Consider the following 22,120-nt stretch of genomic DNA (forward strand, 5'->3'; position numbering starts at 1 on the left):
TCCGGCACGACGGCCGGCACAGGGGGACCTACGTGGACGATCTCGGCAGTGGCACCTCCGGATCGTCGGTCGCGCTCGCCGAGACACGATCCGGTGGTGATGGCCTCACCGTGACCGAAGTGACGGTGCGCTTCGGCGGCATCCTCGCCCTCGACCGCGTGGACATGATCGCCCGACGGGGCGAGATCTCGGGGCTGATCGGGCCCAACGGCGCCGGCAAGACCACGCTGTTCAACTGCCTGACCGGGCTCTACCGGGCGACGTCGGGGCGCATCCGGTGGAACGACGTCGAGTTGCTCGGCATGCAGCCGTATCAGGTCGCCGGTCATGGGATCTCCCGCACCTTCCAGAACCTCGCCCTCTTCCCCCGCCTCACCGTCCGCCAGAACGTCATCGTCGGCATGCACCGCGTCCGGCGCACCGACTGGGTGTCGAACGCCCTGCGCATGCCGTGGGTTCGCAAGGAGGAACGGGAGATTGCGGCCCGGGCCACCGCGGCGCTCGACGAAGTCGGGCTCGGAGACGTCGCCGACCGCCCGGCGGCCGGCCTTCCCTACGGCACGCTGAAACGGGTGGAGCTGGCTCGGGCCGTGGCGTCCGAGCCCAGCCTCCTGCTGCTCGACGAGCCGGCAGCTGGTCTGTCGCACAGCGAGGTCGACGAGCTGATGGACGTCGTCCGTCTGCTCCGGGACCGCTACGACCTGACGATCGTCCTCGTCGAGCATCACATGGGTCTGGTGATGCGGCTGTGCGACCACCTGACCGTCCTCAACTTCGGCCGCACCATCGCCACCGGCTCACCGGCCGAGGTGCGATCCAATCCCGCAGTCATCGAGGCCTACCTCGGAGGAGGAGAGTGAGCGAGCTGGAGATCAGGGGGCTGACGGGGGGCTACGGGTTGGTGACGGTGCTGCACGGCATCGATCTCAGCGTGCCGGACGGCCAGGTGGTCGCCGTGCTGGGGGCCAACGGGGCCGGCAAGACCACCCTCCTGCGAGCGATCAGCGGTGCCCTCGGTCGAGCGAAGGGCTCGATCCAGTTCGACGGCACCGAGCTCGTCGGGTTGGCCGCGGAGAAGATCGCCCGGCTCGGGATCTGCCACGTCCCGGAGGGGCGTGGCACGTTCGTCGAGCTGACGGTGGCCGAGAACCTGGCGATCGGCGCGTGGCGCCGGCGCAGTGCCGCGAAGATCCGCAGCGATGCCGCTCGCATGTACGAGATGTTCCCGATCCTCGGGGAACGGCGCGGCCAGCGGGCCGGCGAGCTGTCGGGCGGCGAGCAGCAGATGCTCGGCGTGGCGAGGGCGCTGATGGGCGATCCGAAGCTCCTCCTCCTCGACGAACCGTCGCTCGGCCTCGCCCCGCTGGTGGTCCGCCAGCTGTACGCGACGTTGGGCGACATCGTCAGCCAGCTCGGCGTGTCGACGATGGTGGTCGAGCAGAACGCTCAGCTCGCCCTGGGCATCGCCGACACGGCGTATCTCCTCGAGGTCGGCGAGATCGTCAGGTCGGGCACGGCCGCCGACATGCAGGCCGACGAAGCCATCCAACGGGCGTACCTGGGGGTCTGATCGTGTCGAAGCTGCTCCAGACCCTCGTCGACGGACTCGCCTACGGCTCGATCTACGCCAGCCTGTCGCTGGCCCTCGTGCTCGTCCACCGCGCCACCCACATCCCCAACTTCGCCCAGGGCGAGATGGCGATGGTGTCGGCCTACCTGGCGTGGGAGGTGCAGTCACGGATCGGGAGCTCGTCGGTGCTGGCGTGGGTCATCGCCGTGCTCTCGTCGATGCTCCTGTCGTTCGTCCTCGGGTTCCTGATCGAACGCGGCATCATCCGCTGGGTAGAGAACGCGTCGCCGCTGACGTTGCTGATCATCACGCTCGGGTTGCTGACGATCATCCAGAACGCCGCCGGCTGGTACTGGGGCTTCCTGCCCGAGCGCCCGTTCTCGCCCCTGCCCACGAAGCCGATCCGCGTCGGCGACACGGTGCTCAGCTGGCAGAACATCGGCATCGTCCTCGTCCTGATCGCTCTCTTGGTCGTCGTCTTCGTGCTGTTCAAGTACACCAAGCTGGGCCTCGGGCTACGCGGCGCGGCGAGCAACCCGGGATCGGCCCGACTGGTCGGTATCAACGTGGGGCTGATGCTGGCGATCGGCTGGGGCCTCGCCGCCGCCGTCGGTTCCACGGCCGGGGTGATGATCGCGCCGAAGCTCGGCGCGCTGACGCCGACGATGATGTCGTCGATCATGCTGTTCGCCTTCGCCGGTGCGGTGCTCGGCGGATTCGACTCGCCACCCGGCGCGGTGATCGGCGGGCTGCTGGTGGGGCTCATCGAGTCGTTCACGAAGGCCTACTGGCAGCCTCACGGCAACAACCTCAACCTCGTCATCGCCGGCGTCGTCATCCTCGCCGTCCTCCTGGTCAAACCGAACGGCCTCTTCGGGAAAGCCGCGGTGTCACGGGTATGAGCGCGTTCGGCCGCTCGTGGATCACCGGCATCGTCGTCTCGGCGATCGCCGTCGCCCTCACGTGGATCGCGCCCGACTTCCGGCTCTTCCAGTTCGCCACGGTCGCGTCGTGGGCGATGGCGATGCTCGGCCTCAACCTGCTCACCGGTTTCAACGGTCAGATCTCGCTCGGCCACGGCGCGTTCATGGGCGTCGGCGCGTACACCGTGGCGATCAGCGTGCGCGAGTGGGCGCTGCCGTACGGGCTCGCCATGGCGTTGGCGTTCGTGCTGTGCTTCGTGATCGGGGGCATCATCGGCATCCCCGCCCTGCGGCTCCCCGGCACGAGTCTGGCGCTGATCACGGTCGCCCTGGCGCTGGCGTTCCCCCAGGTGATCAAGAAGTTCTCGTCGGTCACCAACGGCGTCGGCGGTATCAGCACCCCGCCCGACAGCCAGTTCCGGGCGCCGGACTGGACGGGCATGTCCAACGACCAGTTCGTCTACCTGGTGATGGCCGTGATCTCCATCGCCATGTTCTGGGTGGCCTGGAACCTCACGCGCGGCCGCTGGGGGCTGGCGATGATGTCGGTCCGCGACAATCCGGTCGCCGCCGCGTCGATGGGGGTGAACCTGCCGCAGACCAAGGTGGTCACGTTCGCCGTCAGCGCCGGCTACGCCGGCATGGGCGGCGCGATGATGAGCATCATCACGCCGTTCGTCGGGCCCGACAGCTTCGGGATCGGCCAGTCGATCGCCGTGCTCACGGGCATCGTGATCGGCGGGCTCGGCACCATCGCCGGCGCCCTCATCGGCGGGGTCTTCCAGGTCTTCATGCGCACGTGGGCACTCGAGATCTCCGACGCCGCCCCCGGTGTGGTGTACGGCGTGGTGATCGTGCTGGTGATGCTGCTCGCTCCGGGCGGCGTCCTCGGCCTGCTCCGCCGGGGCTACGAGCGGCTGCTCCGGCGCCGCCGCGGCCGCTCGAGCAGCGGTTCGGGTCCCGGTGACGTTCTGCCCGCCGAGCTCGAGACCGTCACCGACAGCGTCGAACCGCCGATCCCGACCGGCCCGGTGACGTGAGCGCCAACGATCCTCAACACACAACACAGGGGGAACCGATGAGTCAGAGGAAAGCAAGGATTCGAGTGGCGGCGATGCTCAGTGCATGCGTCGCCGGCGGCGGTTGGAGCGTGGCGACGGCGACCACCGCGCCCGTCGACGACACCGCCGCGGCGGGCACCGAGGCGGCCGCCGAGGGCACCGAGGCGGCCGCCGAGGGCACCGACGGAGGCGCGAGCGCGCCGGCCGTGGAGTGCCCGGAGGAGGAGCAGGGCCTCACCGACACCGAGATCGTGCTCGGCGGAACGTACCCGTTGTCGGGTCCCGTCGCCGCCTACGCATCGATCCCCGTGGCGATCGGGGCGTGGTTCGACTACCTCAACGAGACCCAGGGCGGCATCACCGCCGGCGACGGGGTCACGCGCCAGATCACGTGGAACTACCTGGACGACCAGTACGCGCCCCCGGCGACCCTCGAGAACGTGCGCAAGCTCATCGAGTCCGACGGCGTGTGGTTGGTGCTCAACCCGCTCGGGACACCGCCCAACACGGCGATCCGCGACTACATGAACGAGGCCGAGGTGCCGCAGCTCTATGTCGCCACGGGGGCGGCGACATGGGGTCGCGACATCGAGGAGTACCCGTGGACGATCGGCTATCAGCCCGACTACGAGTCCGAAGGCATCGCCTACGCCCAGTTCGCCCTGGCTGACAATCCCGACGCGACCGTCGCGATCCTCTACGCCAACGACGACTTCGGCAAGGACTACGTCACGGGCATTCGCGAGGGCATGGGCGACGCGGCAGACCAGATCGTCGCCGAGGTCACCTACGAGACGACCGATGCGACCATCGACAGCCAGGTCGCCCAAGCGCTCGAGAGCGACCCCGACGTGTTCATGCTCATCGCTACGCCGCAGTTCGCCATCCAGGGCATCAACCAGACCCAGGCGCTCGGCTACGAGGGCATGCGGATCCTCACGTCGGTGTCGGCATCGGTCGGTGCCGTGATCGCCAACACCAACGACGGCGCGGCAGACGGTTGGTACACCGACACCTACATCAAGGACCCGACCGACGAGCAGTGGGCCGACGACCCGGGGATGCAGCAGTACTTCGAGATCCTCGCCGAGTACGCACCCGACGCCAATCCCGACGACGGCCTGCACGTGTACGGCCTGTCGCTGGCCCAGCTCTTCCAGCACACGCTCGAGAGCATGCCGACGGTGTGCCGGGCGGCGATCATGGAAGCGGCCAAGAACCTCGAGTGGACCGATCCTCCGCTGCTGCTGCCGGGCGTGGAGATTCGCACCGGCGAGGGCGACGGCTTCCCCGTCCAGCAGGTGCAGATCATGCAGTGGAACGGTGAGGAGTACGAGTTCGTCGGCGACCTGATCGACGCCGCCAGCCTCGGCGGCTGATCCACCCGACTCGACGGCGTAACGGATGGTGCCTGGCACCATCCGTTACGCCGGTGGCGATCGGGGGTCAGGTGATGTTGGCCGGCTCGTCGCCCTCGTCGAGGGCGAACTTGACGTATTCCTCGCCGGTGTCCTCGAGGTCCTCGAACTGGATGACGTTCATCTCCTCGAACCGGCGGCGCAGCCACTGGTCGTTGCGGTCGAGCAGCCCGAGCTTCTTGCAGTTGGGCACGATCTTCGAGAACAGCATCGTCTGGAAGAGGTCACGGGTCGGGTCGGTGAGGATGAGCGGCACGACGTCTTTGGGGTTCACGCCGTGCTTCTCCCACACCTCCTGGGCGAGGAAGCGATCGCGCATCCGGACGGCGGCCTCGAAGGCGAACTCCTGGCGGTCCTTCATCTCGGCGTCGGTCATGCCGTCGTAGACCTCCTTCAGCGACAGCACGCCGAAGGCGACGTGGCGGGCCTCGTCGCTCATCACGTAGCGGAGCAGCTGCTTGAGCAGGGGCTCCGACGTGAGCTGGTGCATGAAGCCGAAGGCGGCGAGCGCCAGGCCCTCGACCATCACCTGCATGCCCAGGTACGTCATGTCCCAGCGGCTGTCGTTGATGATGTCGTCGAGGAGCAGGCGCAAGTGGGCGTTGACCTGGAACCCGCCTTCGAGCTTCTCGTCGATGTAGCGGGCGAAGACCTCGACGTGACGGGCCTCGTCCATCACCTGCGTGGAGGCGTAGAGCTTGGCGTCGTACCACGGCACCGTCTCGGTGATCTTGGCCGTGCAGAGCAGCGCGCCCTGCTCGCCGTGGAGGAACTGCGACAGCGTCCAGCGCCGGTTGTCGAGACCGAACTGGAGCCACTGCTTGTCGTCCCACTTCTCGATGATCGTGCCGTCGTAGTGGTCGGGCGAGAGGCCGGCGCTGATCGCCGACTGATCCTCGGTGACCACCTTCTCGAGGTCGACCTCGGTGTCCCACGGCAGGTCGGTCGTGGAGTTCCACTGACCGACCTTGGCCTTCTCGTAGAGCTTGCGGAGATGCGGCCGGGCGAGCGAGTAGTCCCACGTGAAGATGGCGTCGGCGTTGTCGGCGACGATGTGCTGGATCTCGTCGACGTCGGAGTTGGTGACCGACAGGATCGCCTCGATGTCGTCGACGTCGTCGCGACCGAGGATGGCGTCGTTGTCGCGATGGGTGATGGTCATGCTGGTTCCCCCGGGGTGGTGAGTGCGGCTGGTGTGCCGGCTGGTGCAGGAATGGCGGCTGGTGTGGTGAGGACGTCGATGAACGGCGTGAGGAACGCCGACGCCGACTCCGTGTCGCCGAGGTCGACGAGGTCGCTCGGCGCGAGGAAGTAGGAGATCGTCAGGCGGCTGAGGACCTCGATGACGACGCGCGCCTGGCGTCGGTCGAGGTAGGGATCGAGCAGCGGCACGAGGAACGCCGTGGCGAATCGGACGATGCGCGGGACGCCCTCGGACGTCAGCTGCGAGAGCACCTCCCCCGGCTCGGCGGCCAGAGCGAGGGCGAGGTGCTGGTCCTCGCGGAGGTGCTGGGTGGCCGTGACGACGGTGCGCACGAGCAGCTCGTGCAGCGACCCGGCGCCGACCACGCTTGCTTCGAGCTCGGCGAAGAACTCCTCGAGCTCGTGCACGCGGAGCGCCTCGAACAGGACGTCCTTGCCGCCCGGGAACATCCGGTAGATCGTCGCCCTCGACACCCTCGCAGCAGCGGCGATGTCGTCGATGGTGACCTTCTCCCGGCCCCAGCGCTCACAGCATTCCCGCGCCGCCAGCAGGATGCGTACCTCGACCGACGCGGTCGCGGAGCTCGTGCGATCGCCAGCGCGATCACCCGCCTGGGCGGTGTCCATCGTCACACTGAGACAGTAAGACGATTTTCGTCTCACCGTCAAGCCCCGCTCTCGAACGTGCCCCGATCGGCCGGCCCACGCGTTCCGGGACCGATCGGCCCGAGAGGTAGCGTTGTCGCATGCGTCGTCGCACTGCTCTGGCCGCTCTCACATCGTCATTTGCCGCTCTCGCCGTCGGGGCCACGGCCGCCGCGTCGGCGCCGCCGGGGTCCGCTGCCGGCGAGTCAGGGCCGAACGACACCCAGTCGGTCGACTCGGCAGCCTCGGGCACCATTCCCGACCCGGCGGCGTGCGCCGAAGGGCTGACGCTCGAGGAGGGCGTGCTCACCATCGCCACCGGCGAGCCGGCCTACCCGCCCTACGTCATCGACGACGATCCGACGTCTGGCGAGGGCTTCGAATCGGCGGTCGCCTACGCCGTCGCCGCCCAGCTCGGCTTCGAACCCGAACAGGTCGAGTGGGTCCGCACCACGTTCGAGGAGGGCTTCGCGCCCGGGCTGAAGGACTTCGACTTCAACCTGCAGCAGTACGACATCACGCCCGAGCGCCAGGAGACCGTGTCGTTCAGCCTCCCGTACTACACGAGCAACCAGGCCATCGTCGGCCCGTCCGACTCGGCGGCTGCCGGGGCCGCCTCGCTGTCCGACCTCCAGGCGCTGCGCTTCGGCGTCGCCGCCGGCACGACGAGCCTCGCGTTCGTCGAGGAGATCATCCAGCCCGAGGCCGAGGTGCAGGTCTACAACGACAACGCTGCCGCGGTGGCCGCCCTCGGGGCTCAGCAGATCGACGCCCTCGTCGCCGACCTGCCGACCGCCCTCTACGTGGCCGCTGCGCAGCTCGACGACGGCGCCGTGTTCGGCCAGTTCCAGCCCACCGACGTGGCGCCGGGGAGCAGCTTCGGGCTGCTCTTCGAGAAGGACAACCCGCTCGTCGAGTGCGTCGACAACGCCATCTTGTCGCTGCGGCAGTCGGGTGAGCTCGACGCCATCACCGCCGAATGGATGAGCAGCAGCATCGAGGTGCCGTTCCTCGACATCGACGGCTGAGTCCCCGCACCACGCCGAGTCCAGGCCCCCGTTGACCGACGCGGTACCGCAACCTCCACGTCTCGGCGGCACCCGGACCCGGCGTCAGGCCTACGAGCGACGCCAGCGCAGGCGAGCGACGGCGATCGCGGCGAGCAGCACGATCGTCGTCGTCGGCCTCGTCGTCCTGCTCCTGCCGCGGACGTCGGGCTGGCAGCGCGTCCGCGAGACGTTCTTCAGCTGGCCGCACTTCCGCGACGCCGTCGGGCCGATCGCCAGCGAGTTCTGGTTCGACATCCAGATCTTCCTCGTCTGCGCGCCCACCATCTTGATCGTCGGTCTGCTCATCGCCAGCGCTCGCAACGCCAGGGCGCCGGCGCTGTTCCCGATCCGGCTGTTCGCGATCGTCTACACCGACATCGTCCGGGGCGTCCCGGTGATCCTGTGGATCACGATGCTCGGCTTCGGCGTGCCCGGGCTGCTGCAGACCCGCGAGTGGTACGGCCGGGCGGTGATCTGGGCCGGCGCCGCTCTGGTGATGGTGTACTCGGCCTACGTGGCCGAGGTCTTCCGCGCCGGGATCGAGAGCGTGCACGAGTCGCAGCGGGCGGCCGCCCGGTCGCTCGGGCTGTCGGCCGGGCAGACGATGCGGTCGGTCATCCTGCCCCAGGCGATCCGGCGCGTGGTCCCGCCGTTGATGAACGACCTCGTCAGCCTGCAGAAGGACGTCGCCCTCGTCAGCCTCGTCGGACCGGTCGAGGCGATGCGGCGGGCCGGCATCATCAACGCCCGGACCTTCAACTTCACGCCGTACCTCGTCGCGGCGTGCTTCTTCCTGTGCCTGTCGGTCCCGCTCACACGCCTCACCGACTACCTCCTGACCAAGGAACGCCGACGCATGTCGGGGACGGCGGTGCGCTGACATGACCGCGCTCACCTGGCCGGCGTGGCACGGCGCCGAGAGCAAGCTCGACCTGATCGGGGTGGTGAAGGACTTCGGCGCGCACCGCGTGCTCGGCGGCATCGACCTCTCCGTGCCGGCCGGCTCGGCCGTCGCTCTCATCGGGGCGTCGGGATCGGGTAAGAGCACGCTCCTGCGCTGCGTCAACCTGCTCGAACCGATCGACGACGGCGCCGTGCTGCTCGACGGCGTCGACATCAGCCAGCCCGGGCTCGACCCGAATCCGGTGCGGCGCCGCATCGGCATGGTCTTCCAGAGCTTCAACCTGTTCCCGCACCGCACGGTGCTGCAGAACGTGACGATGGCACCACGCAGGCTGAAGATCGCGTCCAAGGAGGCGATCGTCACCGACGCCGTTGCCCTGCTCGCGCGCTTCGGGCTCGCCGACAAGGCCGACAGCTATCCCGACCGACTTTCGGGCGGTCAGCAGCAGCGGGTGGCGATCGCCCGCTCGCTCGCGATGCACCCCGAGGTGATGCTGCTCGACGAGATCACCTCGGCGCTCGATCCGGAGCTGGTGGGCGAGGTGCTCGACGTGGTGCGCACGCTCCGCAACGACGGCATGACGATGCTCCTCGCCACCCACGAGATGGCCTTCGCCAGGGAGATCTCCGACACGGTCTGCTTCCTCGACGCCGGCCGAATCATCGAATCCGGCCCGCCCGAGCAGGTGCTGGGTGACCCCGTCGAGCCGCGCACCCGCGAGTTCCTGCAGCGGGTCATCGACGCCGGCCGCCTGTAGGCGTCTTGGCGCACGGGTCCTGACGTCGTCGGGCGTCGGCGATGCTCACTACTGTCGCCGCCGTGGTCGACATCGCTCCCTCCCCTTCCATCTCGTCCCTGTTCGGCCTCGACGGCCGCGTCGCCATCGTCACCGGAGCGTCCTCCGGGCTCGGCGCCCGCTTCGCCCGGGTCCTCCACGCGGCCGGCGCCACCGTCATCGCGTCGGCGCGCCGCACGGAACGCCTCGCCGCGCTGGCCGAGGAACTGGGCGACCGGGTCCACCCCGTCACCGCCGACGTCGGCAACGACGACGACTGTGAGCGTCTCGTCGCCACGGCCACCGAGATCGGCGGTCGCCTCGACGTGCTCGTGAACAACGCGGGCATCGGCTACACCGGCGCCGCCGAGACGGAGCCGGTCGGCACGTTCCGCAAGGTCGTCGAGGTCAACCTCAACGCCGTGTTCGTACTGTCCCAGCTGGCGTACGAGCCGCTGCGCCAGAGCGGGCACGGATCGATCATCAACATCGCGTCGATCCTCGGCCTCAACGCCTCGGCTCCCATCAAGCAGGCGTCGTACTGCGCGTCGAAGGGTGGCGTGGTCAACCTCACCCGTGAGCTCGGCTGCCAGTGGGCGCGGCGCGGGATCCGGGTGAACGCCATCGCCCCGGGCTGGTTCCCCACCGAGATGACCGAGGACATGTGGAGCGACGCCGGGTCGATCGAGTTCGTCAAGCGCAACGCCCCGATGGGCCGGGCCGGTCTCGACCACGAGCTCGACGGTGTCCTGCTGTTCCTGGCGTCCGATGCGAGCAGCTACGTCGTCGGCCAGACGATCGCCGTCGACGGCGGCTGGGACGCCCGGTAGGTCGCCATGGCCGCCGTCGATCACTGGTCGAGCGCCACCGAGCAGCTGGCGGCCCTCGACGCCGGCGAGATCAGCTCGGTGGAGCTCGTCGACCACCATCTGGCCCGCATCGACGAGCGCAACGCCGAGATCAACGCGATCGTCGTCCCCACCGCCGATCGGGCGCTGGAAGCGGCCCGGCGCGCCGACGAGCTCCGGGCCGGTGGCCGGCGAGGCGGTGGCGACCGTCCGGCGTTGCTCGGCCTGCCCATCACGCTCAAGGAGTCCACGCAGGTCGCCGGGCTGCCGCACAGCGCCGGGCTGGTCGCCTTCAAGGACCATCGTCCAGCCACGGACGGACCCATCGCGCGCGACGTCTTCGCCGCCGGAGCGTGCCTGCTGGGGACGACCAACATCCCGGAGGCGCTCGGGGACTGGCAGGCCAACAGCCAGGTCTACGGCCGTACGAACAACCCCTGGGACCCGACCCGGACGCCGGGCGGGAGCACCGGAGGCGGCGCCGCGGCGCTGGCCGCGGGGTTGACGCCCCTCGAGATCGGCAGCGACATCGGCGGCTCGATCCGGGTCCCGGCGGCGTACTGCGGCGTCTACGGGCATCGCCCCTCCGAGACGGCGATTCCCCGTCACGGGTCACTCCCAGGCGACGACGTGCCGAACCCCTGGGTCCTGATGGGCGTGCAAGGCCCGCTCGCCCGAAGCGCGATCGATCTCGAGCTGCTGTTCGACGTGGTCGCCGGTCCGGTGGAGGGCGAGGATGCCGGGTGGCGCCTCGACCTGCCCCCGGCGCGCCACGACCGGCTGGGTGACTTCCGGGTGGCCGTGATGCCGACGCTCCCCTGGGTCCGCCCGTCCGCCGACATGCAAGGCAAGGTCGACGAGCTGGCGTCGTTCCTCTCGACCCAGGGGGCGACCGTGCGCGAGGCGATGCCGGACGTCGACGTCGACGCCTACCGCGAGGACTACCACCGCCTGCTCACCGTGATGACGGTGCCGTACGGCAAGACCCCGGACGAGCTGCAGGCCCACGCCCAGCGTCTGCGCGGTGGCGGCCCGATCGCCGAGGCCACCGCCGACGGCATGACCCTGACCGCCCACGGCTTGCGCGACCTCCTGGCGCGTCGCGAGCGAGCCCGCGCGGCGTGGCGGGCCTTCTTCTCCGAGTGGGACGTCCTGATCGCCCCGACCGCACTCGGCTCGGCCTTCGAGCACGTGGAGGGGCCACAGTCGAAGCGGACGCTGCTCATCGACGGCGTCGAGGTCGCCTACGGCCTGAACATCGTCTACCCGATGTGGGCCGTGTTCGCCGGCCAGCCGGCCACGGCGTTCCCGGCGGGGCTTGACTCGTCAGGGCTGCCCCTCGGCCTCCAGGCGATCGGCGGCTATCTCGACGACCGCACCACGATGCGATTCGCCCAACTCCTCGAGCGCGAGTGGTACCACTTCCAGCGCCCGCCTGGCTGGTGACCTGACGGGAGGTGCTCGGCAGATCCCGTCAGGCACATCCGTCAGACGACCCGCAGGCGGGTGACCGACGCCGCGGGGCCGTCGGTGTCGTTGCCGGCGAGGCCGGTGAAGGCGGCGTCGGTGGGCGCGTCGTCGGGCAGCCACACGAGGAGTCGCTGGTCGAAGTGGTCGGCGAGCAGGAGGATCTCGAATCGCACCGCCAGCGGGCCGAGTGTCGGGTGCTGGAGTCGGGTCGCTCCCCGCTTCTCGTCGCCCACCTGATGAGCCGACCACCGGCGGGCGAATTCGGGCTCGGCCGACAGCTCGGCGACGAGGTCGTGGACGCGCTGGTCGAGATGCCACGACGCCGCCGCCGCTCGCAGCTGGGCGGCGTGGGCGTCGGCCACCGCGTCCCAGTCGGCGTACAGGGTCCGCGCTGACGGGTGCGTGAACACGAAGCGCACGAGGTTGGGGCGCGGGCCGTCGAGCAGGCCGACGGGAGCGAGGAGGCGGGTCCACGTGCCGTTCCACGCCAGCAGGTCGCCGTACGGTCCGAGGACCACCGCGGGCGACGGTCCGAGCCGCTGCAGCAAGAGCGTCACGGATGGCGCCACGGTCTCGATGGGCCGGGCGCCTGCCCGGCAGACGCCGGAGTCCTGCTCGCGCATCGCCAACATGACGAGGTGCTTGCGCTCGGCATCGTCGAGCCGCAGCGCGGCGGCGAGCGAGTGGAGGACCGGCTGCGACGGACTCGTGTCGCGACCCTGCTCGAGACGGATCAGGTACTCGATGCTGATGCCGGCCAGCGTGGCCACCTCTTCCCGCCGCAGACCGGGCGTGCGGCGCCGGCCACCTCCCCGGAAGCCGAAGTCCTCAGGAGAGAGGCGCTCGCGGTGCGAGCGGAGGAAGTCACCGAGCTCGGAGGCCACCGGGTCCAGGATCGCACAGGACGGCGGCGGCAGCCTGGCCCTGCCACTACTACTCTCGCCCCGGCCTTCCCGCCGGGGGGCCCGAGGCCGACGATGGCCTCGTGAGCACTCCCCTGAACCTCAAGATCATCATCGGCAGCACCCGCCCGACCCGGGCGGCCGATCTCGTCGCCCCGTGGGTGGAAGCGGCGGCCCGGTCCCACGGCGACTTCGCCGTCGACGTGCTCGACCTGCGCGACTGGCCGCTGCCGATGTTCGCCGAACACGCCGGCACGATCGGCGACATCAACGACCCGACCTACTCCGACCCGCTGATCAAGCGGTGGAACGACATCATCAAGGGCGGAGACGCGTTCGTGATGATCACCCCGGAGTACAACCACAGCATCCCCGCCGTGTTGAAAAACGCCGTCGACAGTGTCTGGCTGTCGTTCGGTTTCCGCAACAAGCCGGTCGCCGCCGTGGGCTACTCAGCGGGCGCCGGTGGCGCCATCCGGGCCATCGAGCACCTCGCCCACATCGTGGTCGAGGCCGAGGCGGTCCCGCTGCGCAACGCCGTGCTCGTTCCCAACGTGACCGCGGCCTTCGACGAGACGGGCGCGCCGACGGATCCGGTGAGCGCGGCGGCCCTGGGCATCGCCCTCGACGACCTCGCCTGGTGGGGTCGCGCGTTGAAGTCGGCGCGCCAGCAGGGCGAGCACCTTCCCGGCATCTGGCGAATGCGGGCCGCGATGGAGACTGCCGCCGCGCCGGCGAACCAGTGACGCACTAGGCGAATCGCTCGCGCAACGTCTTCTTGGAGAACTTGCCGACGCTGGTCTTGGGCACCTCGTCGATGAACTCGACCCGGTCGGGGAGCTGCCACTTGGCGAGCGTCGGGGCGAGGAAGGCGATGATGTCCTCCTGCGTGAGCGTGGACCCTTCCTCGAGCACGACGCAGGCGAGCGGGCGCTCGGTCCAGCGCGGATCGGGCACGCCGATGACGGCGGCCTCCTTGATCTCGGGATGGCTCATCAGCTCGTTCTCCACCTCGACCGACGAGATCCACTCGCCACCCGACTTGATCAGGTCCTTGGTGCGGTCGGTGATGCGCAGGCGGCCACGCGCATCCATCGTGGCGACGTCGCCCGTGCGCAACCAGCCGTCGTCGGTGAAGCTCTCCCCCGCTCGCTCGTCGTTGTAGTACGTGGCGGCGATCCACGGCCCCCGGGCCTGGAGCTCACCGCTCGTCTGGCCGTCACGGGGAACGGGCGTGGTCGTGTCGGGCTCGACGACGCGGATGTCGACACAGAACGACGGCCGGCCGATGCCGGTGCGCAGGTCGGCCTTGGCCTCGTCGGAGAGCGACTCCTCGTCGCCGTCGAGGCGCCCGACCGATGCGACGGGGCTGGTCTCGGTCATCCCCCACGCCTGGAGGATCGGCAGCCCGAGCTGCTGGCGGTAGGCCTCCGACAGGGCTTTGGGCACCGCCGATCCGCCACACGGGATCGTGCGCAGGCTCGACGTGTCGCGGCCCTTGAGCTCGGGCAGGACCTGCATCCAGATCGTGGGGACGCCGGCGGCGATCGTCACCTTCTCCTCGACCACCAGGTCGGCGATGGCCTTCCCGGACAGGTCGGCGCCGGGCATGATCAGGTCGGCGCCGACGGCCACGGCGGCGTGGGCGAGTCCCCAGGCGTTGGCGTGGAACATCGGCACGACGGGCAGGATGCGATCGGACTCCCGGGCGCCGAGCGAATCGGCCGTCATCACGCCCATCGTGTGGAGGAACGTGCTGCGGTGGCTGTAGACGACCCCCTTGGGGTTGCCGGTGGTGCCGCTCGTGTAGCACATGCTGGCCGCCTGGTTCTCGTCGACGGTCGCCCACTCGACCGGTGACGCCGCCGCCAGCAGTTCCTCGTAATCGAGCAGCTCGTGACCGGCGAGGGCCGACGCCTCGGGGATGTCACCCCGGCCGTCGTCCATCAGCACGAGATGCTTCACCCGCTCGAACGTGGGCAGGAGCGGGGCGAGCAGGCCGAGCAGCGATCGATCGACGAAGATCACCTCGTCGTCGGCGTGATTGACGATGTAGGTGAGCTGCTCGGGGAACAGGCGGATGTTGAGGGTGTGGAGGACCCGACCGGAACACGGCGCGGCGAAGTACAGCTCGAGATGGCGGGCCGTGTTCCACCCGAACGTGCCCACCCGTGCGTCGGGTGAGATCCCGAGCGTGTCGAGGACGCCGCCCAGGCGTCGCGTGCGTTCGGCCCAGGCCCCATAGGTGGTGCGCTCCCGGTCGCCGGCGACGGCCGTGACGATGGTCTTGTGGGCGAAGAATTGCTCGGCCCTGTCGAACAGGTGGGTGATCGACAGGGGTGTGTCCTGCATCAGTCCGTGCATGTGCGAACCGTAGACGAGCGGTCGAGTCCGGCTGCACGCAGAGACGCCCGGCGGGCCCGGTCGACGGCGCGCGTGCGGCGCGAGCGCCGCCGTACCGTTAGCGTGCCCGGCGATGAGCGAGGCGGACACCGGTCTGAACGGTCCCGGCGTCGATGGTCCCGACGGGCGCGACGACGAGAAGCACCTGACCGAGGCCGAACTGGCGGAGCTGTCCGAGCCGGCGCCGTGGTGGGGGCCGCTGACGATCGTGGCGTTCGCCGGGCTCGTGATCTGCTCCAACATCGCCAACGCCGTGTGGGCGAAGTGGGACAACGAGCGTCCGGCCGGCCTCCTGGCACTGAGCTCGCGCGTCCGGTTCCTCGTGGCCGCGGTCGCCGCCGGCATCGGCGTCGTGCCGTACATCATCATCGGCACGCTGCGGATCGCCGCCGCGTTCGTCGTGTGCCACCTGGCCGGGCGCGCCTACCGCAACGGGGTCCTCCGTGTGTTCACCCGCTACCTCGGCGTGACGCCCGAGGCGCTCGAGAGCTATCACCGGGGACTCGACCGGGCCGAGATCGTCGTGATCCCGTTCTTCGTCGGCAGCAACATCGTCGCCGCCCTGACGGGCGTGCGGCGCACGTCGCCGGGCCGCCTCGCCGTGCTGCTGGCCATCGGCATCGCCGGCCGCCTCGCCTTGTACTGGTGGCTCGCCAAGGCCTTCGAGGGCCAGATCGACGACGTGATGAAGTTCATCGACCGGTACCAGATCTGGGCCATCGGCATCTCGATCGCCCTCGTCGTCCTCGTCAACGTGCGCAATCTGCGTCGGGGCGCCGCGCCCTGATCGCCGGCGCGGGCGCCGCTCAGGCCAACCGGCCCAGCTGCTCCCGGTCGACACCGTGCGCGAACGGCGCGCCGGCCACGAAGCGCTCCACCTCGGCCACCGCCGAGTCGCCCAGGCGCCGGAGCTCGTTGCCCAACGACCCGGCGATGTGCGGCGTGAGGAAGACATTGGGCAGACCGTAGAGCGGCGAATCGTCGGGCAGCCGCTCAGGATCGGTGTGGTCGAGCACGGCGGCGATCCGCCCGGTGCTCAGCTCGCGGGTGAGCGCCGCGGTGTCGACGAGGGTCCCCCGCGCCGTGTTGATCAGCGTGGCCCCGTCGCGCAGCAGCGCGAGACGTCGAGCGTCGATGAGATGACGGGTCGACGGCAAGGCCGGGGCGTGGAGGGTGACGACGTCGGACCGGGTGCAGAGCTCGTCGACACCGACCAGCTCGACGCCGAGGGCGGCGGCATCGACCGGCGTCACGAACGGATCGTGCAGCAGCACGTCGAGGTCGAACGGTCGCACGAGCTCGATGACGAGGCGGCCGATCCGCGAGGCGCCGATCACGCCGACCACGCGGCGGTGGTTGCCGATGTCGCCGGGCATGGACGCCGGCTCCCACGCCGATCGATCGACGGCGTAGCGACGGGACAGCTGGAACGCCTGCTTGTTCGCCAGCAGGATGGCGGCGAGCGTGAACTCGGCGACGGGCCGGGCGTTGACCGCTGCGCCCGACGAGACCACGATGCCGCGCTCCCACATCTCGTCGGTCACCAGGTGCTTGACCGTGCCCGCAGCGTGGACGACGGCGCGCAGCCGCGGGGCGCGACCCAACAGCTCGGCGGTGAGCGTCGGGGCTCCCCAGCAGGTGACGAGCACCTCGGCCCGGGCGAGGGCGGCGGCCGACGCCGGCTCGTCGGTCGGGGTGAGCACATCGGGGGCGAGGTCGACGGCCTGGTGCAGACGGTCGAGCGCCGCCTCGTCGAACAGTCGGTCGAACAGGCCGGGCTCCATCGCCGCCACGGCCAGGGGGCGAGCGTTGCTGGCGACAGGTCCCGATGGCACGTCTCCAGCTTGCCCCGCCGCCGCCCTAGGGTCGCGCCCATGCGACTGGGGTTCTCGACGCTGGGCTGCAGTGGCGACCCGCTCGCCTCGGTGGTGCGCCTCGCCGTGTCCAGCGGCTGGACCGCCGTCGAGCTCCGGGCAGGTCCGGACGAGCCGGTCCACGTCGGGCTCTCGATGCCGCAGCGTGACCAGGTCCGACGGACCCTCGCCGATGCGGGGGTCGGACCGATCGCCGTCGCCTCGTACATCCGCGTGGCCGATCCCGATGCCGACACCGATGCGGTCGTCGCCGAGCTGGTCGCTCACGCCAGGCTCGCCGCCGACGTCGGCGCGCCGTACGTGCGCGTGTTTCCCGGTGGGGACTCGGAACGGCCGGCGGAGAGCGACGAAGCCGCCGTCGCGTGCCTGGGTGCCGCCGCCCGCGCCCTCGCCGACGTGCCCGTCTCACTCGCGCTGGAAACCCACGACTCACACCGCCGCGGGACCGACGTGGCCCGTGTGCTCGACCGGGTCGACCACCCGTCGGTTCGGGCGATCTGGGATGCGCTGCACCCGTGGCTCGCGGGCGAGCCACCCGCCGAGACGGCCACGGCCCTGCGCGAGCGGATCGCCTACGTGCAGATCAAGGACGTCGCCTCGTCGTCCGACCTGACGCCGGTGCTCCCCGGGACGGGCGCGCTGCCGCTTGGCGACATCGCCGCCCTCGCCCTCGAGATCGTCCCCGACGGTTGGCTCAGCCTCGAGTGGGAGTCGAAGTGGTTCCCGACCGCGCCGCCGCTGACCGACGCGCTGAACGCGGCGACCGAGCTCGTCAGGGCTTGGGAGGGGTATCCCAGTCCTGGACGTCGGACCCCGTGATGGCGACGACCGAAGGCGGCGAGACGCCCGCCCCGATCCCTTCTGCCGGCGCGAAAAGGCCCTGGCGCGGCCTCTCGGCTCCACCAGAACAGCCGCCCGTCGCGCCGCCCCCGCCGGCCCCCGTGCGGCTCGTTCCGGCCGGACGCTGGTCGGCTCCCTACACTGCGTCCATGGCAGAAGTCACCCTTCGCGGCAACCCCATCCACACGGTCGGCGAGCTCCCGGCAGTCGGTTCACCGGCGCCCGAGTTCACCCTCACCGGCGGCGATCTCGGCAACGTCGCCAGCGGCGACTTCGCCGGAACACCCGTCGTGCTCAACATCTTCCCGTCGATCGACACGCCCACGTGTGCCACCAGCGTGCGCACGTTCAACCAGCTCGCTGCCGAGCGCGAGGGGGTCACGGTGCTCTGTGTCTCCAACGACCTGCCGTTCGCGCAGAGCCGATTCTGCGGCGCCGAGGGCATCGAGAACGTCAAGACGGCCTCCGGCTTCCGCAGCTCCTTCGGCGACGACTTCGGCCTGACGTTCAGCGACGGCCCGCTGGCCGGCCTCCTCGGGCGCGCCGTGGTCGTCATCGGCGCCGACGGCAACGTCGCCTACACCGAGCTCGTCGGCGAGGTCGCCGACGAGCCCGATTATGACGCTGCGCTCGCTGCACTCGCCTGACGCCGAGCTCGCCTGACGCCGCTTCCTTCGTGTCCTGCCAGGGCGCCCGTTCAGGCGCCCTGGCATGACATGAACGACGGGATCAGGCGAAGGTGTCGTCCATCAGGTCGGCGAGCTCCTGATCGTGGATGGCCTTCGAGCCGGTGGCGGGGCTGCCGGACTCGACGCGAGCCACGTGGCGCAGGTCGTAGCCCTGCTGCTTCACCCGCCAGGTGCGGCTCTCGATGAACGCCCAGGCGCCCATGTTCTCCGGCTCCTCCTGGAGCCAGACGAGCTGCTTGGCGTTCGGGTAGCGCTTCACGATCGACAGCATCTGGTCGGTGGGCAACGGGTAGAGCTGCTCGACCCGGACGACCGCGACGGGCGCCTCGCGCCGGTCGCGCTCGGCCATCGCATCCCACGCCACCTTGCCGCTGCAGAACACGATGCGCTCCACGGAGTCGGGATCGCCCACGCCGGGATCGTCGAGAACCTCCTGGAACGACCCGGTGGTGAGCTCATCGATGCGCGACCGGGTCTGCTTGAGGCGCAGGCCCTCCTTGGGCGTGAACACCACGAGCGGCGTGCGCCGCTCGGTGTACACCTGGCGCCGCAGCAGATGGAAGAACTGCGCCGCGGTGGTGGCGTTGACGACCTGGATGTTGTCCTCGGCGGCCGCCGTGAGGAAGCGCTCGATGCGGGCCGACGAATGCTCGGGGCCCTGGCCGTGATACCCGTGCGGGAGCAGCAGCACGAGCCCGTTCTGCTGGCCCCACTTGTCCTCGGCGGCGACGATGTACTGGTCGACGATGACCTGGGCGCAGTTCACGAAGTCGCCGAACTGCGCCTCCCACATCACCAGCGTCTCGGGCGACGAGTGGGCGTAGCCGTACTCGAATCCCATCGCCGCGTACTCAGACAGCAGCGAGTCGTACACCCAGAAGCGACCGTTGGACTCGAGGCCCTCGACCTCGCCGAGGTGGTTCAGGGGGATCCACGTCTCGCCGTTCTCGTAGTCGATGAGCGCGGCGTGACGATGGGCGAACGTGCCGCGCCGTGAGTCCTCGCCGGCCAGGCGCACGCTGTGCCCCTCGACGATGAGCGACCCGACGGCCAGGGCCTCGGCCGTGCCCCAGTCCACCTCGTGGTCGGCGAACAGCTTGGCCCGCGTCTCGAACTGCTTGGCCAGCTTGGGGTGAGGCGTGAACCACTCGGGGTAGTTGGTGAGGGCCCCGAAGATCTTCGACAGCGTGGCCGCGCTGACCCCGGTGGGGATGTGCGGGAGCACGCCGACGGGCTTCGGCGGCCGGGCCACCTTGTGCACGGCGGGGGCCTGGGCCCGCGTCTCGTCGAGCGCCGCCTGCAGCTTGCCCTGGAAGTCCCCGAGCGCCTGCTCGGCCTCCTCCACCGTGATGTCCCCGCGCCGCACGAGGGCCTCGACGTACAGCTTGCGCACGCTGCGGTGCTCGGCGATCGCCTTGTACATCAACGGTTGCGTGTAGCTCGGATCGTCGCCCTCGTTGTGACCGTGACGCCGGTAGCACCACATGTCGATGACGACGTCCTTGTGGAACCGCTGGCGGTAGTCGAACGCCAGCTTGGCCACCCGCACACACGCCTCGGGATCGTCGCCGTTGACGTGGAAGATCGGCGCCTGCACGGTCTTGGCGACGTCGCTGCAGTAGATCGAAGAGCGGGCGAACTCGGGCGCCGTGGTGTAGCCGATCTGGTTGTTGATGATGAGGTGGATGGTGCCGCCGACGCGGTAGCCCGTGATGTCGCTCATGGCCAGCGTCTCGGCCACCACGCCCTGGCCGGCGAACGCTGCGTCGCCGTGGATGCTGATGGGCAGCACCGGGTACGAGCCGGCTGGCTCGATGCGGTCCTGCTTGGCGCGGGCCATGCCGGTGATGATCGGGCCCACGGTCTCGAGATGGCTCGGGTTGGCGGCGAGCTCGAGGCGGATGTCGGCGCCGCTCGGGCTGAGGTGCTTGCCGGTGGCCCCGAGGTGGTACTTGACGTCGCCCGAACCCTGGACCGAATTGGGGTCGATGTGGCCCTCGAACTCGCGGAACAGGGCGTCGTAGCTCTTGCCCATGATGTTCGACAGCACGTTGAGGCGGCCGCGGTGGGCCATGCCGATGACGGAGGAGTCGAGCCCGGCGTCGGCGGCCTGGGTGAGGATCTCGTCGAGGATCGGGATCGCCGACTCGGCGCCCTCGAGCCCGAAGCGCTTGGTGCCGACGTACTTGGTGGCGAGGAACTTCTCGAACGCCTCGGCGGCGTTGAGCCGTTCGAGGATGCGGCGCTTCTGGTCCTTGTCGAACGGCACCTGGGTGCGCTCGACGCGCTCTTGGATCCAGCGCTGCTCCTCGGTGTCCTGGATGTGCATGTACTCGACGCCGATGGTGCGGCAGTAGGCGTCGCGAAGGACCCCGAGCAGCTTGCCGAGCGGCAACTTGTCGACACCACCGACGCCCCCGGTGAGGAACTCGCGGTCGAGGTCCCAGATCGTGAGGCCGTAGGTGAACGGATCGAGCTCGGCCGGCATCACGGGCTCTTTCCAGCGCAGCGGGTCGAGGTCGGCGATGAGGTGGCCGCGGACCCGGTTGACGCGGATGAGCGTGGCGACCTGCATCTGCTTGTGCAGCATCGCCTCCTCACGGTCGATCGGATTGACGTCGGGGTGCCACTCGACCGACTGATAGGGCATGTCGAGGCTGGCGAAGATCTGCTCGTAGAACCCGTGCTCGCCGAGCAGCAGCTCGTGGACCCGCTTGAGGAACAGGCCGCTCTCGGCGCCCTGGATGATGCGGTGGTCGTAGGTGCTGGTGACCGTGACGACCTTGGAGATGCCGAGCGAGGACAGGTTCTTGCGGTCGGCGCCCTCGAACTCGGCCGGGTAGTCGATGCTGCCGACGCCGACGATGACGCCCTGGCCGGGCATCAGGCGGGGCACGCTCTGCACGGTGCCGATCGTGCCGGGATTGGTGAGCGTGACGTTGGCACCCTGGTAGTCGTCGATGGTCAGCTTGTTGTTCTTGACCTTGCGGATGATCTCCTCGTAGGCGGCGAGGAACTGGGCGAAGTCCATGTCGCTCGCGCCCTTGACCACCGGCACGACGAGCGTGCGCGTGCCGTCGCCCTTGTCGACGTCGACGGCGAGGCCCATGTTGACCGTGTCGTTGACGACGAGACGGGGCTTGCCGTCGGCACCGACCGCGAAGGCGTTGCGCATGTTGGGCACCGCTTCGTCGATCGCCCGCACGATCGCGTAGCCGATGAGGTGGGTGAAGCTGATCTTGCCGGCACCGCTGCGCTCGCGATACCCGTTGACGACCTTGCGGTTGACCTCGAGCAGCTTGGCCGGGATGTTGCGGAAGCTCGTGGCCGTGGGCACCTCGAGGCTCTTGGTCATGTTGGTCGCGATCGCCGCGCCGACGCCGCGGATGGGCACGCCGGGCTCGTCGCCATCGGCAGCCGCCGGCTTGGCGGCGGCGGCGGGCTTGACGGCCGGAGCGGCTGCGGGCGCTGGCGCCGCAGCCGGAGCGACCGATGGCGCGGCTGGAGCGACCGATGGCGCGGCGGGCGCGGGGGTGGCGGCGACGG

Annotated in this window: 20 protein-coding genes; 14 read left to right on the plus strand and 6 right to left on the minus strand. The window is 69.8% G+C overall.

The annotated features are described in order from the left end of the window. Window positions 1-110: 110 nt before the first annotated feature. From DN771_RS13980 to DN771_RS14000, 5 genes are all read left to right on the plus strand, one after another. A complete protein-coding gene (locus tag DN771_RS13980; RefSeq protein ID WP_420810929.1) occupies window positions 111-860 on the plus strand; it encodes an ABC transporter ATP-binding protein in 750 nt (249 codons plus the stop codon). Further along, entirely contained in the window at window positions 857-1,570 is a 714-nt protein-coding gene (locus tag DN771_RS13985; protein WP_116998151.1) for an ABC transporter ATP-binding protein, read from the plus strand. Before DN771_RS13980 ends, DN771_RS13985 begins: the two co-directional genes overlap by 4 nt. Before the next feature lie 2 nt (window positions 1,571-1,572). Next, window positions 1,573-2,472, plus strand: coding sequence for a branched-chain amino acid ABC transporter permease (locus DN771_RS13990; RefSeq protein WP_162941933.1), 900 nt, complete (start codon window positions 1,573-1,575; stop codon window positions 2,470-2,472). Then, window positions 2,469-3,533 carry a branched-chain amino acid ABC transporter permease gene (locus DN771_RS13995; RefSeq protein ID WP_116998152.1) on the plus strand — a complete coding sequence of 355 codons (1,065 nt, stop codon included), beginning with the start codon at window positions 2,469-2,471 and terminating at the stop codon, window positions 3,531-3,533. The genes DN771_RS13990 and DN771_RS13995 overlap by 4 nt, the downstream gene beginning before the upstream one ends. A gap of 74 nt (window positions 3,534-3,607) precedes the next feature. Further along, a complete protein-coding gene (locus tag DN771_RS14000; protein ID WP_162941934.1) occupies window positions 3,608-4,933 on the plus strand; it encodes an ABC transporter substrate-binding protein in 1,326 nt (441 codons plus the stop codon). A gap of 67 nt (window positions 4,934-5,000) precedes the next feature. Here the strand turns inward: DN771_RS14000 and DN771_RS14005 are convergent, their stop codons facing one another. After that, the gene (locus tag DN771_RS14005) at window positions 5,001-6,134 is read right to left on the minus strand and encodes a ferritin-like domain-containing protein (RefSeq protein WP_116998154.1); all 1,134 of its coding nucleotides are present in this window, start codon (window positions 6,132-6,134) and stop codon (window positions 5,001-5,003) included. Further along, window positions 6,131-6,802, minus strand: a complete 672-nt coding sequence (locus DN771_RS14010; RefSeq protein ID WP_116998155.1) for a TetR/AcrR family transcriptional regulator — start codon at window positions 6,800-6,802, stop codon at window positions 6,131-6,133. Before DN771_RS14010 ends, DN771_RS14005 begins: the two co-directional genes overlap by 4 nt. Before the next feature lie 119 nt (window positions 6,803-6,921). Here DN771_RS14010 and DN771_RS14015 point away from each other — a divergent pair, with 119 nt between their 5' ends. From DN771_RS14015 to DN771_RS14035, 5 genes are all read left to right on the plus strand, one after another. Then, a complete protein-coding gene (locus DN771_RS14015) occupies window positions 6,922-7,848 on the plus strand; it encodes an ABC transporter substrate-binding protein (protein WP_116998156.1) in 927 nt (308 codons plus the stop codon). A gap of 31 nt (window positions 7,849-7,879) precedes the next feature. After that, window positions 7,880-8,749 carry an amino acid ABC transporter permease gene (locus DN771_RS14020; RefSeq protein ID WP_116998157.1) on the plus strand — a complete coding sequence of 290 codons (870 nt, stop codon included), beginning with the start codon at window positions 7,880-7,882 and terminating at the stop codon, window positions 8,747-8,749. Between the two features lies 1 nt (window position 8,750). After that, a complete protein-coding gene (locus DN771_RS14025; RefSeq protein WP_116998158.1) occupies window positions 8,751-9,530 on the plus strand; it encodes an amino acid ABC transporter ATP-binding protein in 780 nt (259 codons plus the stop codon). 62 nt (window positions 9,531-9,592) lie between these two features. Beyond that, window positions 9,593-10,378: an SDR family NAD(P)-dependent oxidoreductase gene (locus DN771_RS14030; RefSeq protein ID WP_227462348.1), complete on the plus strand. Its 786-nt coding sequence runs from the start codon at window positions 9,593-9,595 to the stop codon at window positions 10,376-10,378. A gap of 6 nt (window positions 10,379-10,384) precedes the next feature. After that, a complete protein-coding gene (locus DN771_RS14035) occupies window positions 10,385-11,842 on the plus strand; it encodes an amidase family protein (protein ID WP_116998159.1) in 1,458 nt (485 codons plus the stop codon). A gap of 41 nt (window positions 11,843-11,883) precedes the next feature. Here DN771_RS14035 and DN771_RS14040 read toward each other — a convergent pair whose 3' ends face one another. Next, window positions 11,884-12,750: a helix-turn-helix transcriptional regulator gene (locus DN771_RS14040; RefSeq protein WP_116998160.1), complete on the minus strand. Its 867-nt coding sequence runs from the start codon at window positions 12,748-12,750 to the stop codon at window positions 11,884-11,886. Between the two features lie 101 nt (window positions 12,751-12,851). Here DN771_RS14040 and DN771_RS14045 point away from each other — a divergent pair, with 101 nt between their 5' ends. Beyond that, window positions 12,852-13,514, plus strand: a complete 663-nt coding sequence (locus DN771_RS14045; protein ID WP_205528586.1) for an NADPH-dependent FMN reductase — start codon at window positions 12,852-12,854, stop codon at window positions 13,512-13,514. A 4-nt stretch (window positions 13,515-13,518) separates the two neighbouring features. On the opposite strand, the gene DN771_RS14050 is transcribed toward DN771_RS14045, so the two are convergent. Next, entirely contained in the window at window positions 13,519-15,132 is a 1,614-nt protein-coding gene (locus DN771_RS14050) for a long-chain fatty acid--CoA ligase (RefSeq protein WP_116998161.1), read from the minus strand. Between the two features lie 112 nt (window positions 15,133-15,244). Between DN771_RS14050 and DN771_RS14055 the strand changes: the two genes are divergently transcribed. Then, window positions 15,245-15,958, plus strand: a complete 714-nt coding sequence (locus DN771_RS14055) for a hypothetical protein (protein WP_116998162.1) — start codon at window positions 15,245-15,247, stop codon at window positions 15,956-15,958. A 19-nt stretch (window positions 15,959-15,977) separates the two neighbouring features. On the opposite strand, the gene DN771_RS14060 is transcribed toward DN771_RS14055, so the two are convergent. Then, window positions 15,978-16,955, minus strand: a complete 978-nt coding sequence (locus tag DN771_RS14060) for a hydroxyacid dehydrogenase (protein WP_116998163.1) — start codon at window positions 16,953-16,955, stop codon at window positions 15,978-15,980. A gap of 90 nt (window positions 16,956-17,045) precedes the next feature. On the opposite strand from DN771_RS14060, the gene DN771_RS14065 reads away from it, so the two are divergent. Then, complete coding sequence (locus DN771_RS14065) at window positions 17,046-17,864, plus strand: sugar phosphate isomerase/epimerase family protein (protein WP_116998164.1); 819 nt, start codon at window positions 17,046-17,048, stop codon at window positions 17,862-17,864. A gap of 170 nt (window positions 17,865-18,034) precedes the next feature. Next, complete coding sequence (gene tpx, locus DN771_RS14070) at window positions 18,035-18,532, plus strand: thiol peroxidase (RefSeq protein WP_116998184.1); 498 nt, start codon at window positions 18,035-18,037, stop codon at window positions 18,530-18,532. Between the two features lie 82 nt (window positions 18,533-18,614). Here tpx and DN771_RS14075 read toward each other — a convergent pair. Beyond that, on the minus strand, window positions 18,615-22,120 hold a 3,506-nt coding region (locus DN771_RS14075; RefSeq protein WP_116998185.1), incomplete at its 5' end, for a multifunctional oxoglutarate decarboxylase/oxoglutarate dehydrogenase thiamine pyrophosphate-binding subunit/dihydrolipoyllysine-residue succinyltransferase subunit.

Origin of the sequence: Desertimonas flava, assembly GCF_003426815.1 — a bacterium.
Classification (GTDB): domain Bacteria; phylum Actinomycetota; class Acidimicrobiia; order Acidimicrobiales; family Ilumatobacteraceae; genus Desertimonas; species Desertimonas flava.

What these genes read in the sequence shown, in the direction of transcription:
- DN771_RS14010 (WP_116998155.1), bottom strand. Translation starts at nt 6,802, where the DNA reads ATGGACACCGCCCAGGCGGGTGATCGCGCTGGCGATCGCACGAGCTCC.
- DN771_RS14050 (WP_116998161.1), bottom strand. Translation starts at nt 15,132, where the DNA reads ATGCACGGACTGATGCAGGACACACCCCTGTCGATCACCCACCTGTTC.
- DN771_RS14065 (WP_116998164.1), top strand. Translation starts at nt 17,046, where the DNA reads ATGCGACTGGGGTTCTCGACGCTGGGCTGCAGTGGCGACCCGCTCGCC.
- DN771_RS13995 (WP_116998152.1), top strand. Translation starts at nt 2,469, where the DNA reads ATGAGCGCGTTCGGCCGCTCGTGGATCACCGGCATCGTCGTCTCGGCG.
- DN771_RS14000 (WP_162941934.1), top strand. Translation starts at nt 3,608, where the DNA reads ATGCTCAGTGCATGCGTCGCCGGCGGCGGTTGGAGCGTGGCGACGGCG.
- DN771_RS14055 (WP_116998162.1), top strand. Translation starts at nt 15,245, where the DNA reads ATGAGCGAGGCGGACACCGGTCTGAACGGTCCCGGCGTCGATGGTCCC.
- DN771_RS14015 (WP_116998156.1), top strand. Translation starts at nt 6,922, where the DNA reads ATGCGTCGTCGCACTGCTCTGGCCGCTCTCACATCGTCATTTGCCGCT.
- DN771_RS14005 (WP_116998154.1), bottom strand. Translation starts at nt 6,134, where the DNA reads ATGACCATCACCCATCGCGACAACGACGCCATCCTCGGTCGCGACGAC.
- tpx (WP_116998184.1), top strand. Translation starts at nt 18,035, where the DNA reads ATGGCAGAAGTCACCCTTCGCGGCAACCCCATCCACACGGTCGGCGAG.
- DN771_RS14060 (WP_116998163.1), bottom strand. Translation starts at nt 16,955, where the DNA reads ATGGAGCCCGGCCTGTTCGACCGACTGTTCGACGAGGCGGCGCTCGAC.
- DN771_RS14025 (WP_116998158.1), top strand. Translation starts at nt 8,751, where the DNA reads ATGACCGCGCTCACCTGGCCGGCGTGGCACGGCGCCGAGAGCAAGCTC.
- DN771_RS14035 (WP_116998159.1), top strand. Translation starts at nt 10,385, where the DNA reads ATGGCCGCCGTCGATCACTGGTCGAGCGCCACCGAGCAGCTGGCGGCC.